The 16,401-nt window shown below is 66.4% G+C and carries 14 protein-coding genes; 5 read left to right on the forward strand and 9 right to left on the reverse strand.

What is annotated here, in order from left to right; translation table 11 throughout:
* Nucleotides 1–114 precede the first annotated feature (114 nt).
* Both ACTJKT_RS26005 and ACTJKT_RS26010 read left to right on the forward strand, forming a co-directional pair.
* Entirely contained in the window at nucleotides 115–702 is a 588-nt protein-coding gene (locus ACTJKT_RS26005) for a phage tail protein (protein ID WP_440789093.1), read from the forward strand.
* A 53-nt stretch (nucleotides 703–755) separates the two neighbouring features.
* Nucleotides 756–1,067 carry a DUF6916 family protein gene (locus ACTJKT_RS26010; protein ID WP_440789094.1) on the forward strand — a complete coding sequence of 104 codons (312 nt, stop codon included), beginning with the start codon at nucleotides 756–758 and terminating at the stop codon, nucleotides 1,065–1,067.
* 60 nt (nucleotides 1,068–1,127) lie between these two features.
* Here the strand turns inward: ACTJKT_RS26010 and ACTJKT_RS26015 are convergent, their stop codons facing one another.
* The 4 genes from ACTJKT_RS26015 to ACTJKT_RS26030 are packed head-to-tail and all read right to left on the reverse strand — an operon-like array spanning nucleotide 1,128 to nucleotide 5,853.
* Nucleotides 1,128–1,631 carry a GNAT family N-acetyltransferase gene (locus ACTJKT_RS26015; protein ID WP_053276899.1) on the reverse strand — a complete coding sequence of 168 codons (504 nt, stop codon included), beginning with the start codon at nucleotides 1,629–1,631 and terminating at the stop codon, nucleotides 1,128–1,130.
* Between the two features lie 27 nt (nucleotides 1,632–1,658).
* Nucleotides 1,659–3,755 carry an HlyD family efflux transporter periplasmic adaptor subunit gene (locus ACTJKT_RS26020; protein WP_440789095.1) on the reverse strand — a complete coding sequence of 699 codons (2,097 nt, stop codon included), beginning with the start codon at nucleotides 3,753–3,755 and terminating at the stop codon, nucleotides 1,659–1,661.
* A complete protein-coding gene (locus ACTJKT_RS26025; protein WP_440789096.1) occupies nucleotides 3,755–5,074 on the reverse strand; it encodes an efflux RND transporter periplasmic adaptor subunit in 1,320 nt (439 codons plus the stop codon). The genes ACTJKT_RS26020 and ACTJKT_RS26025 overlap by 1 nt, the downstream gene beginning before the upstream one ends.
* Nucleotides 5,071–5,853 (reverse strand): efflux RND transporter periplasmic adaptor subunit, encoded by a 783-nt coding sequence (locus ACTJKT_RS26030; RefSeq protein WP_440789097.1) that lies wholly within the window; start codon nucleotides 5,851–5,853, stop codon nucleotides 5,071–5,073. Before ACTJKT_RS26030 ends, ACTJKT_RS26025 begins: the two co-directional genes overlap by 4 nt.
* A 241-nt stretch (nucleotides 5,854–6,094) precedes the next feature.
* On the opposite strand from ACTJKT_RS26030, the gene ACTJKT_RS26035 reads away from it, so the two are divergent.
* The 3 genes from ACTJKT_RS26035 to ACTJKT_RS26045 all read left to right on the forward strand — a co-directional run bounded on the left by ACTJKT_RS26035 (nucleotide 6,095) and on the right by ACTJKT_RS26045 (nucleotide 9,941).
* Nucleotides 6,095–8,266, forward strand: a complete 2,172-nt coding sequence (locus ACTJKT_RS26035) for an outer membrane assembly lipoprotein YfiO (RefSeq protein WP_440789098.1) — start codon at nucleotides 6,095–6,097, stop codon at nucleotides 8,264–8,266.
* Nucleotides 8,267–8,268: 2 nt separating this feature from the next.
* Nucleotides 8,269–9,015, forward strand: a complete 747-nt coding sequence (locus tag ACTJKT_RS26040) for a DUF3142 domain-containing protein (RefSeq protein WP_440789099.1) — start codon at nucleotides 8,269–8,271, stop codon at nucleotides 9,013–9,015.
* A 236-nt stretch (nucleotides 9,016–9,251) separates the two neighbouring features.
* A complete protein-coding gene (locus tag ACTJKT_RS26045; RefSeq protein WP_440789100.1) occupies nucleotides 9,252–9,941 on the forward strand; it encodes an NYN domain-containing protein in 690 nt (229 codons plus the stop codon).
* Between the two features lie 6 nt (nucleotides 9,942–9,947).
* Here the strand turns inward: ACTJKT_RS26045 and ACTJKT_RS26050 are convergent, their stop codons facing one another.
* The 5 genes from ACTJKT_RS26050 to ACTJKT_RS26070 all read right to left on the reverse strand — a co-directional run bounded on the left by ACTJKT_RS26050 (nucleotide 9,948) and on the right by ACTJKT_RS26070 (nucleotide 16,381).
* Nucleotides 9,948–11,396, reverse strand: coding sequence for an efflux transporter outer membrane subunit (locus ACTJKT_RS26050; protein ID WP_440789101.1), 1,449 nt, complete (start codon nucleotides 11,394–11,396; stop codon nucleotides 9,948–9,950).
* Nucleotides 11,393–12,451, reverse strand: coding sequence for an HlyD family secretion protein (locus tag ACTJKT_RS26055; protein ID WP_097306281.1), 1,059 nt, complete (start codon nucleotides 12,449–12,451; stop codon nucleotides 11,393–11,395). The genes ACTJKT_RS26050 and ACTJKT_RS26055 overlap by 4 nt, the downstream gene beginning before the upstream one ends.
* A gap of 25 nt (nucleotides 12,452–12,476) precedes the next feature.
* Nucleotides 12,477–14,021 carry an MFS transporter gene (locus ACTJKT_RS26060; RefSeq protein ID WP_440789102.1) on the reverse strand — a complete coding sequence of 515 codons (1,545 nt, stop codon included), beginning with the start codon at nucleotides 14,019–14,021 and terminating at the stop codon, nucleotides 12,477–12,479.
* 189 nt (nucleotides 14,022–14,210) lie between these two features.
* Complete coding sequence (locus tag ACTJKT_RS26065) at nucleotides 14,211–15,128, reverse strand: LysR family transcriptional regulator (RefSeq protein ID WP_025808567.1); 918 nt, start codon at nucleotides 15,126–15,128, stop codon at nucleotides 14,211–14,213.
* Nucleotides 15,129–15,514: 386 nt separating this feature from the next.
* Nucleotides 15,515–16,381, reverse strand: a complete 867-nt coding sequence (locus ACTJKT_RS26070) for an ABC transporter permease (protein ID WP_440789103.1) — start codon at nucleotides 16,379–16,381, stop codon at nucleotides 15,515–15,517.
* Nucleotides 16,382–16,401 lie beyond the last annotated feature (20 nt).

Here is a 16,401-nt window from a genome sequence, read left to right on the forward strand (position 1 = left end):
CCATTGCTGTCAACGAGCCCGCTTGGCGTTCTGACCCTATAGGTCAAGCTGTCAGGCCAGACACCAGGGATCGGCTCAGGGAGTTCCACTGATTAACCTGAAGGATAAAAAACTATGGAAGTGTTCATGGGCACCATTCAAGCTTTTTCCTTTAACTTCCCTCCGAACGGCTGGGCCTCGTGTTACGGCCAGACCCTGGGAATCTCACAGTACCAGGCGCTGTTTTCGCTGCTGGGCACCTTCTACGGCGGCAATGGCACCACCAACTTCCAGCTGCCGAACCTGCAAGGGCGCCTGCCCATCGGCCAGGGCAACGGGCTGGGCCTGACGCCCCGGGTGATAGGCGAGGTTTCCGGCACCGAAAACGTCACCCCTACCCTCAACAACCTGCCTGCCCACACCCATACCCTCGCCGGCCTGAACGCGGCCACCACGCTGCAGTTGGCCAACCCCGCCAGCAATCCGGCCAGTACCCCGACAGCCACCAACTCGTTCATCGGCACTTCCGGCGGCGGGCCGGGCACCGCCACCATCTACTCCGACAAGCAAGGCACCACGCCAGTGCCGCTCCAGGGGGTCAACACCACGATCACCGGCACCATCTCGCCCGCCGGCAACGGGCTGCCGCTGCAGGTGATGAACCCGTTCCTGGTGATCAACTTCAGCGTGGCCCTGAACGGCCTGTTCCCATCGCGCAATTGAAGCTCGCGCCGGGGGACATTCCCCCGGCCCTTTTTCCGGCCAGGAGTGGCGCCATGCTGCATCTGCTGCAAAGTGAGCATTTCCAGCCTTTGCTGGGGCAAACCTGCAACCTGTTGCTACCGGACGGCAGCGTCTTGCCGGTCCATATCGAGTCCATCAAGGACACCCCCCAGGCCCGCATGCCGAACAGCGCGCGCATGCCCTTCTGCGTCGAGCTCAACAGCCTGGGGCCGACGGAGTTCGTCGACGGTCTGTGCGACCTGGAGCTGCCCGGCGTCGGCCATCTGCAAGACATGTTCGTGTCACGGGTGCCGGCCCTGGGCCGCGATCCGACGCTGGGCTATTTCTATATCGCCTTCAACTGAACCGGGCGTGCCTGGCGGCATCGCCCCAGGCACTGGCTCGAACCCGCGGGGCTGCGCCGCTTATCCGCGCGGGCCGGGGTACCACACCAGCCGCTCGGCCGCCGGGTTGGCTTCCTCGACCTGAAACCCCAGCGCCAGGTAATGCCGACGCGCATGGGGATTGCTGGCCCAGACCACAGTCGCCACCGGGCAGCGCACCTGCTCGGCGGCTTTCTGCACGCCCTGCAGCACCGTGCGCCCGTAACCGCGACCACGGGCGGCGGGAATGAACGCCAGGTACAGCACGCGGATTTCATTGGGGCCGAAATCGGTGGTCAAGGCACCGATGGCGCTGCCGAGTTTTTCGATCACGTAGTGCATGGCGCCGGGGAAGTTCTCCCCCGCCCCCTGTTCCTGGATCTGGAACTGCTGGGCGATCACCTGCTCGATCTGCTCCTGTTCGCCATCGATCCATTGCAGATCGCTGCGCGCCGAACGGTAAAGGCTTTGCAGGAACGGTCCGTCGGTGGGCCGCGACGGACGTACCACCAGGCCATCGGACATGGCTGAATCCTTATGCAACATATGCGTTCTCCCTGAAAATTCCTTGTTTCAGAACCCGCTTTCCCTCACGCCGAGTGCCGCCATACGCCGCCAGGCCGTACCCAGCAAAGACTCGCCACGCCCCTGCAATACCACCACGCCGCGCAGCGGCTGGCTCGGGGTGACGCTGGCGTCGAGCACCTTGAGCCGCGCGCCATAGTGCGCCTGGACTGGTTCGGCGCGGTGGTTTTCATCGCGGCGCACGGCAATCGGCCCATGGTGATCGGAGGTCAGTGCCTCCTGATCGATATAAGCCACGCCGTTGGTGTCGACTTCGCTCAGTTGTACTTCGAGCGCCGGGTGCATCGGGTCGTCGGCGATAAAGCGCCCCGTGGCGCCCGGCGCGACGCGCCACAGGTCGGCCTCGGCGAGGAAACCACGCAAGCGCGCCCCCGGCTCGACCACCCGGGCCAGCGGATCCTTGGGCGATACCCAGCGGCCTACCTGCAGTTGCGGCAGCAGGTCACGCAGTTGGCCAGCCTCGGGCGCGCGCAGCAGCAGGCGCTCGCGTTGCGCCGACAGGCCGCGGTATTCGGCCACGGCCTCGGCCAACTGCTGCTCGACAATCCCGGCGTCGGCCGCGGTCTCGCTACGCCCGGCGCGACGGCGCATCTGCAATTGCTGGATCTCGATTTCCCGCCGCGCGATGGCCTGGCGCGAGGCCAGGTCCGGGGATTCGAGCTCCACCAGCACCTGGCCCTTGTTCACCGCCTGGCCGTCGCTGACATTGACCTGCCGGACCCGCGCCGCCACCGGCGCATGCAAGGCGCTGGCGCGTCCGGCCTCAAGCATCGCCGGCACCTCCACCGAGCTGCGCCAGGGCACCGCCACCAACAGCAACACCGCCACCAGCCCCAGGCTACTGAGCAACACCCGCGGCGCATCGGCCTGTTCGCGGCGCGTCCACCATTCGCGCCATTCCCGCACGATGGGCAGGAAGATGAACCACACCAGTTCCACCAGCATCAGGAAGATGCCCAGCAGTTTGAAAAACAGGTGGTACACCGCCAGCGCAATCCCGAAAAACAGCACCGCGCGCCACAGCCACGAGCCATAACCCCACCACAGCAGGCGCCGCTGCATGGCCGGCGACCAGGGTTCCGGCGCGGGCTGCCGATAGCCGAACAAGGCCTCGCGCAGGCGCCAGCGACAGAGGGCGAAGGCCCGGCCCTGGAGGTTGTCCACCTCCCAGAAATCGCTGAGCAGAAAATAGCCGTCGAAGCGCATGAAGGGGTTCAGGTTGATCACCAGGGTGGTGATCCAGGTGGCGCTGGCGAGCATGAAGGCCGCGGTGCGCGCCGGCCCGTCCGGCAGCAGCGACCAGGCCAGCAGGGCGATGCTGGCCAGCAGCAGCTCGGCCAGTACACCGCCGGCACCGATCAGCAAGCGCGCGCGACGGTCGTTGACCCGCCAGGCATCGCTGACGTCGGTGTAGAACATCGGCAGCAGCACCATGAACGCCACCCCCATGCTCTGCACCCGGCAGCCGGCGCGCTTGGCCATGAAGGCGTGGCCGAACTCATGGCACAGCTTGGCGAAGAACAGCGCCACGCCAAACGCCAGGGCACCGCCGAGGCTGAACAGGTGGGGAAAGGTCGCCAGGAAGCGCTGCCAGTCCCGCGACACCAGGAACCCCCCCAGGCCCAGGGTCAGGGGCAAGCCGTAGCGCAACAGCCCCGGCCCGAATCGCGCCAGCCACGGCCAGGCGCGATTGAGAAAGGCGTCCGGGCGCCACAGCGGGATACGAAAGAACAGGTATTGGTGCAGCAGCACCTGCCAGAGACTCTGGTGCTGCGCGGCGGCCTTGAGCTCATAGCTGGCGCGCTGTTGCGGATCGAGGGCGGTGATCAGGTCGTGACTGCGCAGGAAGCCCAGCAACTCATCCAGTTCCGCACCGCCCAGGGGCAGCCCCGGCTCACGATTGGCGGCGCGCAGCACCTGCCCGGCGTCCCCCAGGGACCAGTGCCTGAGCAAACGCATCGCCGCCGCGCCGAGCTTGAAATAACGGCCGCGCACCGGGTCGGCCAGGGTCCAACGCGGCGAACCGTCCAGCGCCGGCGCCGCTGCCGACAGCTGCAAGTCCGCGCGCAGGCCGGGCAGGTTCATTACAGGCCCACGCTCTGCCGCAGACCGGCCAGGGGCCGGCGCAGCAGGTACAGCGCCAGCGGCGCGCGCTCACCAAAGAGCTTGGCCGTGCCGCGCAGGCCGATCCGTGGCGGCGCATCGCGAAAACGCGCATCGAGGCGGTAGGCCAGCTGTCCGCCCGGTGTCGGCTGCGCTTCGTAGGCCGCCCGTTCGAGGCTGGCCAGGTGGCGCTGCAACGGGTCGCTGTCGAGAAACAGCGCCACCTGCGCGCCGGGCTCCAGGGCAATGGCGTCGCCCACCGCCAGTTCGATGCGCAACTCGGCCTGGCTCGGGTCGGCGATTTCCATCAGGCGCTCGCCGGTCTGCACCGGTTTGCCGGTCCAGCGCTCGGCGTCGGCGAACACCGCGATGCCGTCCCGTTCGGCGCGCACTTCGCTGCGCTTGAGCAGCTCGCGGGCGTAATCGCGTTCGGCGCGTTTCTGTTCGACCCGGGCCGCCAGCAGGTCGATCTTCGAGCTGGATTCGGCATCGGCAAAGGCCCGTTGGGAGTTGGCCTTCAGTTCCGCCTCGGCCACGCCCAAGGCACGGGCGGCGACATCGGCCTGGGCGTTGAGAGTAGTGTTTTCGAAACGCAGCAGCAGATCGCCGGCTTTCACCATCTGGTTGGGCTTGACCAAAAACTCGGCGATCACCCCGTCCAGCGGCGCCGCCACCACGCGTCCGCCCAGCGGCACCACTTCGGCCGGCGCCAGCACCGATTGCCGCACCGGAATCAGCAAGCCCAGCAACACCACCGCCAGCAGCGCCAGCCGGCGTTGGCGATTCCAGCGCAGGCGCCACGGCTTGCGCGGTTGCAGCGCCAGCCAGGCGTGGCTGTAGGTGTCGCCCAGTTGCGCCAGCAGCACTTGTTCGGAAGGGTTCCAAGGCATATCGCGGGCCAGCCACAGGCCACCAAAGACCGCGCCCTGACGATCGATCAGCGGCAACCAGAACATCTGCGCCGCCGACAGGCTCTGCCAGTCGGCCCGCACCGGGGCACTCAGTTGCTCGGCCGCGACCACCCGCGCCTGCTGCACCAGTTGGAGCTTGAACAGCTGGGCCACCGCCTGTTCGACGAAAGCCACGAAGGGCGCATTCGGGTCGAGCGCGCTGACGCCGGTCACCGCGCGGACCTTGCCGGCGATCACCAGGGCCGCGTGGCGAAAACCGAACAGCGCCTGGCTGTCGTTGACCAGGCTGTAGGTCAGTTGCTCGACCGTGCGCGCGGCGCGGGTCTGGCGCTCCAGGTCGAGGAACCGGGCGAAGACCTGTTCGGCGGCGCCCGCTACCGGGGCGTTCACTTGAGCTCCGCGAACCGTGCCGTGCCGCTCATGCCCGCCAACAGGCCCTCGGCATTGGGCACGGCCGCCACCAGCAGCAGCGTCTGGCTGCCCTCGTCGATCCGCGCGCCGAGGCGCTTGACCGTGGCGGCCAGCGGCTTGCCGGTTTCATCGGGGACAAAGCTGAAGGTCTGCCCGGCCTTGAGCTTGCCCATCCAGCTCGACGGCACCAGCAGGTGGATTTCCAGGGAACGGTTGTCGACGATTTCCAGCAGCGGCGAGCCGGCCGTCACGCTTTCGTAACGTTGCACCTTGCGCTCCACCACCTGCCCGTCGAACGGCGCGACCACGCTGCAACGCTTGACCTGCACCTGATAGACCTGGGATTGCGCCTGGGTCTCGGAGACCTTGGCCGCGGCCCGCGCCACTTCGAAGCGGCCGACCGAATTGAGCGAGGCCAGTTGGCGGTTGTGCGCCAGCTCTTCGTTGGCGCCACGGCTGGCGGCCTGAGCGGCATTGAGCTGGGCCTGGTAGGCCGAGCAATCGAAGCGGGCCAGCACGTCGCCCTTCTTGAAGGACTCGCCTTCGCTGTAGGGCAACTCGACGATGCGCCCGGACAGTTCGCCGGCCAATACCGCCTGATCCTTGGCCCGCAGCACGCCTCGCGCTTCGCTGCCGCTCGCTACAGCGGCGCTGGCAGCACTGTCATTCAGTAGCGGATCCTCTGGTGCAGGTGTTTGCGCCTGGGCCACGCACACCAGGCAGGTCAATCCGAATCCCAATCCTTGAAATCGCCGCATAACCGTAACTCCCTGACGGATGGGCGGAGTCTAAGACAGCAAGCGCAAGCGTCAAGCAAATGGCCACTATCTTTATCAATCCCGACAACGGCATCGAGCGCCCGCCTGACAGCATAGATGCCTTGCCCGGCGCGGCTCGTATCGGGTCGTGTGGGTATTTTAGATGCCGGCGAGCGCCTTCTGTATGATTTGCGCCACACTTGGGCCTTCGGCTCCCATGGTTTCGGATTAAGGACAATTCATGCGTATCGGTCTTTTGTCGTCTTTGACACTGGCGCTCGGCGCCCTCCTCTGCAATCAGGCCCAGGCCAGCTCCGACGATTCCTGTTACCCGCACTGGACCCTGGTCAAAAACAACCTCGAAAGCTGCAGCAGCCTGCCGTTTCTCAACCCGGGCAACGACAGCCGGGTGAACCTGCGGCTGCTGCTGGCCGACAGCGGCGCCTTGCCCCTGACCCCGAAAGCGCTGGACGCCGACGACCTGGCCGAAGGTTATGGCCCGGTGCCGTTTTCGGTATCTCGCCTGGACCCGGCGCCCAGCCCCGAAGCGGCGGATGCCAAGGCAGCCAGCGCCGACACTGACCTCAACGGCCGCCTGGAAGCCTTGCAGGTGGTGCGCGAAGCCCCTCAGGCGGCCGGCGATGCGTTTCTGTCCGGCGAAGGCAGCCGCTGCCGCAGCAACTCGGACGCCAGCGCCCAGGTGTTTGTCGACCAACTGATCGCCGCCGACCTGCCCGCCAGCGAGCGCCAGGCACTGGCGCAAAGCCGGGTCAAGCTGCTCGCCGCCTGCAACTGGGACAGCCCGCAACTGGCCAGCCTGCTGCCGGCCAATCTGCAGACCCCGCTGGGCAAGGGTTTCGCCACTTATCTACAGGCCGCTGGCGACTTCTACAGCGGCCGCTTCAGCGAGGCCGGCGCGGCTTTCGCCACGCTCAAGGACAGCCCGAATGCCTGGCTGAAAGAAACCGCGCTGTACATGAACGCCCGCACCGCCCTCAACAGCGCCCAGCAAAACGCCTTCGACGAATACGGCATGCCCGCGCTCGAGCATGTGGATAAGTCCGTGCTGCAACAGGCCGAAGCCGGCTTCGACAGCTACCTGCAAACTTACCCACAGGGCGCCTACGCCGCGTCGGCCAAGGGCCTGCTGCGCCGGGTGCACTGGCTGGACGGCAATCCGGACAAGCTGGCCGCCGACTACGCCTGGCAGATGACCCAGGCCAAGGACGAGCAGCGCAACCTGTCGCTGAACGATCTGGTGGAAGAAGTCGACACCAAGCTGCTGATGGTCAACCGCAACCCGGTCAGCACGCCCCTGCTGCTGGCGGTCAACGACCTGATGTGGATGCGCGAGCAAGCCGAAGGCCGGCTGACCCGCGAGGCCTTGCAGCAACAGAAGGCGGTCTTCGCCGAGCAACCGGCGCTGCACGACTACCTGCTGGCGGCTTTCGCCCTGTATGTCGATAACAACCCGGACGCCGCGCTGAAACTCCTGCCCAGCGAGCTGCCCACCAACCTCAACTACCTCGCCTTCAGCCAGCAGACCCTGCGCGGCCTGGCCCTGGAAGCGCAGAACAACGGCCCGGCCGCCCAGGCCCTGTGGCTACAACTGCTACCCCTGGCCAAGCAACCGCTGCAACGGGAACAGCTGGAGCTGGCCCTGGCCATGAACTACGAACGCAACCAGCAACTGGCCAAGGTATTCGCCGCCGACTCGCCGATCAAAAGCCCGCAGGTGCGTTTCACCTTGCTGCGTAACGTGGCCGATGCCACGCTGCTGCGCCAGCAGATCAGCCAGGCCGCCGACCCGGTGGAGCGCAACACCGCGCAATTCGTGCTGCTCTACAAGGACCTGCTGCGCAGCCAGTACGCGGCCTTCGCCAGCGACCTCAAGCAACTGCCGGCCAGCGCCCCTGACGACAAACTCGGCTACAGCCTGGGTTACGTCTACAGCCAGGGCCAGTCGCTCAAGTTGTTCCAGTGGAGTGGCGACAAGGCCGAGTCCGGCTACGCCTGCCCGAGCATCGTGGAAACCGCGGCAGCCCTGGAGAAGGATGGGAAAAACCCGCAAGGCCTGAACTGCTTCGGTGAGTTCATCCTGCGCAACGGCCTGGACGGCATGCCGCTGGACAGCCAGCCCGACAAGCGCTCCCTGGGCGGCACGGAATCGGCCTTCAAGGGCGAGCTCTTCTCCCGCCTCGACGGCTACAAACAGGTGATCACCAACACCAAGGCGCCGCGCAACGACCGCGCCTACGCCCTGTACCGCGCCATCAACTGCTATGCGCCCTCGGGCTACAACAGCTGTGGCGGCAAGGAAGTCGAACCGGCGGTGCGCAAGGCCTGGTTCCGCCAGTTGAAAGGCACCTTCGCCGACACCCAGTGGGGCAAGTCGCTGCAGTACTACTGGTAAGCATGAGCGGTTTCTGGAAATGCCTGCTGCCGGTCTGGCTGCTGCTGACCGGCAGTGCCCAGGCGGCGGTCGACGCCCGCGACCACCAGGCCTTCTGGCTGTGGAGCGGCGTCGCCCCGCAGCCGGTGCTGAACCAGGCCAAGACCCTGTACATCCTGCAAGGACAGATCAGCCGCTCGCGTCGCGACCCGAGCGGCAACGTGCACTTCATCGCCCAAGGCATGGCCATTCCACGGCTGCGCCAGGGCGAGGTCTGGGTGGTCTACCGCGCCCACACCCTGCACTGGCCGGAGCCGGTCTACAGCCAACTACTGGGCCAGGTGCAACGCTGGCAGCAGGCCGGCAACCCGGTGGTCGGCATCCAGATCGACTTCGACGCCCGCACCCGCTACCTCGACGAGTACACCAGCTTCCTGCGCGACCTGCGCCAGCGCCTGCCTGCGCAGTACCGCCTGAGCATCACCGGCCTGATGGACTGGAGCAGCAACGCCAACCCCGAGGCCATCGCCGGGCTCAAGGGCGTCGTCGACGAAGTGGTGGTGCAGACCTACCAGGGCCGCCACAGCATTCCCAACTACGCCGCCTACCTGCCCCGCCTCGACCGCATGGGCCTGCCGTACAAGGTGGGCTTGATCCAGGGCGGCGAATGGCAGGAACCGGACTATCTGAAAGACAGCCCGTGGTTCAGGGGGTATGTGGTGTTTTTGCAGAATCCATCGCAGGGCAGTAGCAAGCGCAACACGCCCTAACAGATCCGTACCCGCCGCACCCTTGACGCTCTGGGTCCGCACAGGCAAAACAGCTGGCACAGGTTCGGAACCTATCGCAAGTCGATACCTTAAGTCGGAGGACGGTTGACGAAGTCGACCACTCGAACTTAGGATCGGCCCCACAACTCAACCCCGTACGCAGCGATTAAGTTCACTGGCCGTTGGGGTGAAAAAACCGGCCCAGGCCGGTTTTTTCGTTTCCAGGGATTGGAATTGTGCGCACCGCCTTCTTCGTTGACGGCTACAACCTGTTCTACGGGCTGTTGGCCGGTACGCCGTACAAGTGGCTGGACCTGCCGCAGTTGCTCGCGCATATCGCCCACGTCGAGAACCCGGCCAGCGAGCTGGTTTCGGTGGACTACTTCACCTCCTCGGTAAAACCCGAACTCGCTACCCGTGGCCGACTTTCCAAGGAGGCCCAGGACACTTATGTCCGTGCCCTGAAGGCCGCCAATGTCACCGTGCATTTCGGGCGGCACCAGCTCGAACCCGCCAGGGCCCCACGCTTCATCGACAAAAAGACCGGCGCTTCGCGGCAGGACAAAGTCGATATCTGGAAACTCGAAGAAAAAGAAACCGACGTGCATATCGCGATCAGCATGTATCGCCTTGCGGCCAGGCAGGCTTGCGCCACCAACGGCCCGCCAATCGAACAACTGGTGCTGGTCTCTGGCGATACCGACATGACCCCGGCGCTGAAAGCCATACGCACGGACTTCCCACAGCTGACGCTAGGCGTGATCCTGCCTCACCGACCTGAATTCAAACGCCCCGCGCCGGGCTCGCTGAAGGCCTGTGCGCACTGGATGCGGCGGGTCGTCACTGGCGATGAGTTGCAGCGGCACCAGTTTCCGGAGCGCGTACCGACGCACAAGGCGCCGGCCATCAAGCCAGGGTATTGGTGAGGCGGCTCAAGGCCGTGCAGCCGCCAACGGATACACCGACTCCCAGCCGCCACCCAGCGCCTTGTACAGGCCGACCATGGCCAGGGAAACGCCGGTCGAGCTTTCCACCAGTTGTTCCTGTGTGGCGAGCAGGGCGCCCTGAACGGTGAGGACGTTGACAAAGTCCACCACGCCTTCGACGTATTGCTGTTGCGCGGTGCGCAGGGCGATCTGGTTCTGCCGCACGGCTTCGGCGAGGCTGTCGCGGCGCAGCTGGCTGCTGTTGTAGCGGGTCAGCTGATCGTCGATTTCATGCCAGGCGCGCAGCACGGTCTGCTGGTAGGCGACGGCCGCTTCCTGCTGCTGGGCTTCGCGCAGATGCAGCACGCCGCGCAGGCGGCCGCCGTCGAACAGCGGCAGGCTGAACTGCGGGCCGATACCGAACTGGCGCGAGCCCCAGGAGCCGAAGTCCGACAGCTGCATGGCCTGGGAGCCGAAGTTGCCCGACAGGGTAATGCGCGGATAAAAGTCGCCCTTGGCCACGCCGATGCTGGCGGTGGCGGCATGCAGGCGAGCTTCGGCCTGGCGGATGTCCGGGCGGCGTTCGGCCAGTTGCGACGGCAGGCCGATGGCGACCTGACGCGGGGTTTGCGGCACAGGCCCGTCCGCCGCCAGTTCGGCGTGCAGGGCCTGGGGCGGCTCGCCCATCAGCAGGCTCAGGGCGTTGATCAGTTGCGCCTGGCGCTGCTGCAAGGCCGGCAGTTGCGACTCGATGGTCGCTACTTGCGCGGCGGCTTCGGCGACGTCCAGGTCGGTGGCCACACCGTCGGCCAGGCGCAGTTGCGAAAGCTTGAGGCTGTGGCGGGCGACGTCGAGGTTCTGCTCGGTCACCGCCCGGGTGCTCTGTACGCCGCGCAGCTGGATGTAGTCCTGGGCGGTCTCGGCCAGCACCGACAGCAGCACCCCGCGCCGGTCGTTTTCCGCGACTTCCAGGGTCGCGTCGGCGGCCTCGGTTTCACGCCGCACGCGGCCCCAGAAATCCAGTTCCCAGGAAGCCGAGAAGCCGGCGTCCCACAGGTTGAAGGCGGACTTGCCCTCGTGCCCCGACGGATCGCTCAAGCCTTCGCCGCTGTTGCGTTTACGCGCATAGCCGCCGCTGGCGCTGCTGCTCGGATAACGCTCGGCAGTGATCACCTGACGGGCCGCGCGACTCTGTTGCAGGCGGCTGGTGGCCAGTTGCAGATCGAGGTTGTCGGTCAGCACGCGCCGGCTCAGGGCCGACAGTTGCGGATCCTTGAATACATCCCACCAGCGCTCGTCCAGGGGGCTGGTCACCACCTGGCTCGGCGCGGCCTTTTGCGGAGTGGCCCAGGCCTCGACCCGCGGCCCTTCGGGGCGCTGGAAATCCGGGCCGACAGTGCAGGCGGCCAGGGACAACAGGCTCAGGGCGAATACCGGCTGGAGCAGACGACTCATCGCTTCGCCACCTCACGCACGGAGCTGGCCTTGCCCAGGGTATCGACGCTCGCTTCCACCGACATCCCGACCCGCAGGCGCTCGGCCATGGGCTGGCCGGGCTCCAGCAGGATCTTCACCGGAATGCGCTGCACCACCTTGGTGAAGTTGCCGGTGGCGTTGTCCGGTTTGACTGCGGCAAAGGTCACCCCGGTGGCCGGCGCCAGACTCTCGACCCGACCGCGCAGGGTTTCGCCGTCCAGGCTGTCGACCCGCACCTCGACCGGCTGCCCGGGGTGCATGCGGGCCAACTGGGTTTCCTGGAAGTTGGCCACCACATAGGCCTGCTCCAGCGGCACCACGGCGAGGATCTTGCTGCCCGGCGTGACATAGGCGCCGACCCGTACCGCGCGTTCGCCGACCATGCCATCCACCGGCGCGACGATGCGCGTGTAGGACAGCTCATAGCTGGCCATCTCCAGGGCCGCCTGGGAGCGCTTCAGGCCGCCCTCGGCGGCATCGCGCTGGGCGGTGAGGATCTCCACCTGCTTGCGTTCCGCCGCCAGCGCCGCCGTGGCCGTGGCCAGCCGCGCGCTGGCCTGGTCGATGCGGGTCCTGGCCTGCTGGGCATTCTGCACCGTACCGGCGCCGACCCCGGCCAGGTGGTTGTAGCGGTTCAGTTCATGTTCGGCGAAGGCCATTTCCGCCCGCGCGGCCACCACCGAGGCCTGGGCCTGGGCGATCACCGAGCTTTGCCGGTCGAGGGTGGCGCGGGCGTTCTGCAGCTGCGCCTTGGCCACCAGGGTTTCGGCGTCTGCCGCCTGGGCCGCGGCGCGCAGGTCGCGATCGTCGATCAACGCCAGCAACTGGCCGGCCTTGACCCGCTGGTTGTCTTCCACCAGCACTTCCTTGATGAAACCCGCCACGCGCGGCGCCACCAGGGTGTAGTCGGCGCTCACGAAGGCGTCGTTGGTGGTCTGCTCGGTGGCCTTGCCGGTGACCAGATACACCAGCACGCCAAGGACCGCGACCGCCGCCACGCTGACGGCGATTTTGTGTTTGATATGGATCGTCATAAAAACCTTCTGTCTCAGTGAACGTTCAAGTCGGCGCGCGTGGCGGATAGATCCGCGTCGGCAGCCAGAAAATCAGCAGGATCAGGGCCGCCGCCACGCCAGCCATGACGTAGTAGAGGTCGGTGGAGGTCAGCACCACGGCCTGGCGGTGCAGGCGCTGGGCGAGGTTGCCGGCGTCGATGGCGCTCAGCGGCGAGTTGCCGAGGCTGTCCACCAGCATGGTCGAGTGAAAGTGCAGGCGGTGGGTGGTCAGGGCATCCAGCACGCCGGTGGCGATCACCGCCGCCAGGCCCTTCACGGTGTTGAACCAGGCGGACGCGAACGGCCCCTCGATCGGCTGGATACTGCCGGTGGAGAGCATCAGCAGCGGCAGCACCGCCATCGGCTGGCCGAAGATCTGCAGCAGTTGCAGCACGTAGAAATCGTCGCGGATCCACGCCGAGGTCAGCTGCGTTCCGCCCAGGCACGACAGCACCAGCATCGTCAGGCCGATGCCCAGCACCCAGCGGCAATCGACCCAGCGCAGGTTGCACAGGGCCGCTACCAGCGGCAGCGCGATCAGTTGCGGCAGGGCCATCACCAGCATCACCGGAGCGGTCTGCAACGGCCGGTAGCCCTGGACCTGGGCCAGGAAACTGGAAGGAATGATGATCACCGCGGTCAGCACCACCAGCACCCCGGCCAGGGTCAGCAGGGCGAACGACAGGTTGCGGATGCCGAGCATCTGCAACTTGAAGAACGGGATCGGCTGCGACCATTCGTTGATCAAAAACAGCACCAGCAACAACCCGCCCCCGCCCAGCAGAAGGCAGATCAGCGGCGAGCCGAACCAGTCCAGGCGGTTGCCCTGCAGGATGCCGATCACCAGCATGCAGATCGCCGGAAACCCCAGCAGCAGGCCGCGCCAGTTGAAGGCCTTGAGGCGCTCCAGGCGCAGCGGGTCCTGGGGCAGGCCGTAGGCCACCGCGAGCATCGCCAGCAAGCAGGGCGCCACCACCTGCCAGAACGCCCACTGCCAGCCGACATATTCGGTCCACAGGGCGGCCAGCGGCGTGCCCAGGCTCGGGCCGAAGGTGGCGGTCAGGGCGTAGCCGGCCAGGCCGTAGAGCTTGACGTTGGCCGGCAGGAACCGCAGGGCCACGGTCATCAGCATCGGCGGCAACGCACCGCCGGCCAGGCCCTGCACGGTACGCAGCAGCAACAGGCTTTGGTAGTTCGGGGCGAACGGACAGAGCACGCCCAGCAGGGTGAACAGGGCAATGGCACAGAGGGTGAAACGGCGCAGCGAGAAGGTCACCGAACACCAGGGCGCGAAGGCCATGGCCGCCACCGAGGTGGCGGTGTAGCTGGCCACCAGCCAGGTGCCTTCGTCGTAGCCGATGGCCAGGGCGCCACGGATATCGGCCAGGGCGATCTTGGTCACCATCTCGTTGAGGCCCGACACCAGCACCGCCAGCAATACGCCGAGCAGGCCGATGATGATTCGCGGGCCGAAGACCGCGGGGCTGACAGCTGCCGGTTTGCTGGCCACTTCAACGGGCGCCGGCACAGCCACGGCGAGGGAACTCATGAAGGGAAGGACTCCGATAGAAATACCGAAGCAGTTTAAAAAGCCCGACAGCTGACGAAAACTGACTTATCGACAGCTTATAAGTGCATCAGACACAACGATTGGATGACCTGTAGGAGCGAGGCTTGCCCGCGATGAACGATAACGCGGTGCCTCAGGCAAATNGCCTCGCTCCTACAGAAGATGACGTCAGGGCTGGGCGGCGCGCCAGGTTTCGTTGCAGGAGGCGCGCAGGGTCTCGCGAAACCATTTGTGCGCCGGGTCCTTGTCATAGCGCGGGTGCCAGGCCTGGGTCAGCACCAGGGTCGGCAGGGGAATCGGCAAGACGAAGGAACGCAGGTGCAGGCCCAGGCGCGACACGCTGAGCAGGGTTTCCTTGGGCACCGGCAGGATCAGGTCCGAATCCGGCAGCATGAACATCGCGGCATGGAAGCTCGGCGCGATCAGCGGCACCCGGCGTTCCAGGCCCAGGTCGCCGAGCGCCACATCGATCGGCCCGCGGGCAATGCCGCGCCGGGACATGCTGATGTGCGGGAAGGCAGCAAAACGCTCGGCGGTGATCTCCTCGTCGAGCAACGGATGATGCTCGCGCACCAGGCCGACGAAGGTGGTGGAGAACAGGTTCTGCACCTTCACTTCCGGGGTCAGCGGCCGGGTGTTGCTGATCCGCAGGTCGATCCGCCCTTCGCGCAGGGCCTCGTCGTCGCCATCGCCCTCGGGGACAAAACGCAGTTCGCAATGGGGCGCCTGGCGCTCCAGGGTGTCGATCAGGCGGCCGCCATAGACGCCGACGAAGAAGTCGTTGGCGCGCACATTGAAGCGCCGGCGCAGGGTGCTCAGGTCGACCTGATCGCCGGAGCGGAACACCAGCGCCGCCTGCTCCACCAGGTCGCGTACCTGGCCGCGCAGTTCCAGGGCCTTGGGCGTGGGCACCAGGCCGCGGCCGGCGCGCACCAGGATCGGGTCGCCCAGCGCCTCGCGGATACGCGTGAGGGTCCGGCTCATGGCCGCCGGGCTGAGGTTCATGCGCCGGGCCGCGCCGACCACGCTGCCCTCGTCGAGCAGGGCGTCGAGGGCGACCAGAAGGTTCATGTCCGGGAGTTGCATGCTGAGCACTCGTGGCTGATCGGGAATGAGTCAGGCGCAATGCTAGCAGGGTCATTTCAGTCAGGGACACCACTCTCTGTAGCCGCTGCCGCAGGCTGCGATCGAGGACGAAGTCCTCGCCAGGCCTGCACATGCGGTGTGCCAGGCAAAATGCGCTGTCAGGTTTTGCGCCGGCTGCGCCGTCGATCGCAGCCTCGCGGGCTCGGCAGCGGCTACAAATTTAATCCGGTCGCAGATTTCGTTCGTAGCCGCTGGCGCAGCCTGCGATCGAGGACGAAGTCCTCGCCAGACCTGCGCACGCGGTGTGCCAGGCAAAATGCGCTGTCAGGTTTTGCGGCCCCTGCGGTGCCGATCGCAGCCTCGCGGGCTCGGCAGCGGCTACGGGCTCAGCGCTGCATGCCCCAGCGTTTCACGGTGACCCGCTCCAGGGTGTCGAACACCAGGTTCTCCACCAGCAGGCCGATCAGGATCACCACCGCCAGGCCGGCGAAGACCTTGTCGGTGTACAGCTCGTTGCGGTTCTGGAAGATGTACCAGCCCAGGCCACCCTTGCCGCTGGTGGCGCCGAACACCAGTTCGGCGGCGATCAGGGTGCGCCAGGCGAAGGCCCAGCCGATTTTCAGGCCGGCGAGGATCGACGGCAGCGCCGCCGGGATCAGGATGAACAGCACGAAGCGCATGCCCTTGAGCCCGTAGTTGCGCCCGGCCATGCGCAGGGTTTCGGAAACCCCGAGAAAGCCGGCGTAGGTGTTCAGGGCCAGGGCCCAGAGCACCGAATGCACCAGCACGAAGATCAGGCTGTTCTCCCCCAGGCCGAACCACAGCAGGGCCAGCGGCAACAGGGCGATGGCCGGCAACGGGTTGAACATCGAGGTCAGGGTGCTCAGCAGGTCGCGGCCCACCTGGGTCGACACCGCCAGGGTGGTCAGGGCAAAAGCCAGGACAATGCCGATCAGGTAGCCCTTGAGCAGCACGACCAGGGAAATGCCGACCTTGCCCAGCAGCTCGCCGCTGAGCAGGCCGTGGTACAGCGCAATGGCGGTCTGCAGGAAGCTCGGCAGCAACAGGTCGTTGTTCTGGTAGCGGGCCACGGCCTCCCAGAGCAGCGCCAGCACAATCAGGATCAGGCTCTTGCGCAGCCAGCCTTGCTGCCACAGGCGCTGGCCCAGCGGCAATTCACGCTCCAGCGGCACCGCCAGCAAGGGTTCGAGGGCAACTTCGTATTCCTGGCGAACAGGTGATGAATGGCTCATCGGGCGTTCCTCTTCAAGGC

The sequence above is a fragment of the Pseudomonas sp. 22526 genome (assembly GCF_052044735.1).
In the GTDB taxonomy this organism is placed as follows: Bacteria; Pseudomonadota; Gammaproteobacteria; order Pseudomonadales; family Pseudomonadaceae; genus Aquipseudomonas; species Aquipseudomonas piscium.

Excerpts from the sequence above, each read along its gene's own strand:
- ACTJKT_RS26005 (WP_440789093.1), top strand. The coding sequence starts at position 115 with ATGGAAGTGTTCATGGGCACCATTCAAGCTTTTTCCTTTAACTTCCCT.
- ACTJKT_RS26010 (WP_440789094.1), top strand. The coding sequence starts at position 756 with ATGCTGCATCTGCTGCAAAGTGAGCATTTCCAGCCTTTGCTGGGGCAA.
- ACTJKT_RS26015 (WP_053276899.1), bottom strand. The coding sequence starts at position 1,631 with ATGTTGCATAAGGATTCAGCCATGTCCGATGGCCTGGTGGTACGTCCG.
- ACTJKT_RS26020 (WP_440789095.1), bottom strand. The coding sequence starts at position 3,755 with ATGAACCTGCCCGGCCTGCGCGCGGACTTGCAGCTGTCGGCAGCGGCG.
- ACTJKT_RS26030 (WP_440789097.1), bottom strand. The coding sequence starts at position 5,853 with ATGCGGCGATTTCAAGGATTGGGATTCGGATTGACCTGCCTGGTGTGC.
- ACTJKT_RS26035 (WP_440789098.1), top strand. The coding sequence starts at position 6,095 with ATGCGTATCGGTCTTTTGTCGTCTTTGACACTGGCGCTCGGCGCCCTC.
- ACTJKT_RS26040 (WP_440789099.1), top strand. The coding sequence starts at position 8,269 with ATGAGCGGTTTCTGGAAATGCCTGCTGCCGGTCTGGCTGCTGCTGACC.
- ACTJKT_RS26050 (WP_440789101.1), bottom strand. The coding sequence starts at position 11,396 with ATGAGTCGTCTGCTCCAGCCGGTATTCGCCCTGAGCCTGTTGTCCCTG.
- ACTJKT_RS26055 (WP_097306281.1), bottom strand. The coding sequence starts at position 12,451 with ATGACGATCCATATCAAACACAAAATCGCCGTCAGCGTGGCGGCGGTC.
- ACTJKT_RS26060 (WP_440789102.1), bottom strand. The coding sequence starts at position 14,021 with ATGAGTTCCCTCGCCGTGGCTGTGCCGGCGCCCGTTGAAGTGGCCAGC.
- ACTJKT_RS26065 (WP_025808567.1), bottom strand. The coding sequence starts at position 15,128 with ATGCAACTCCCGGACATGAACCTTCTGGTCGCCCTCGACGCCCTGCTC.
- ACTJKT_RS26070 (WP_440789103.1), bottom strand. The coding sequence starts at position 16,381 with ATGAGCCATTCATCACCTGTTCGCCAGGAATACGAAGTTGCCCTCGAA.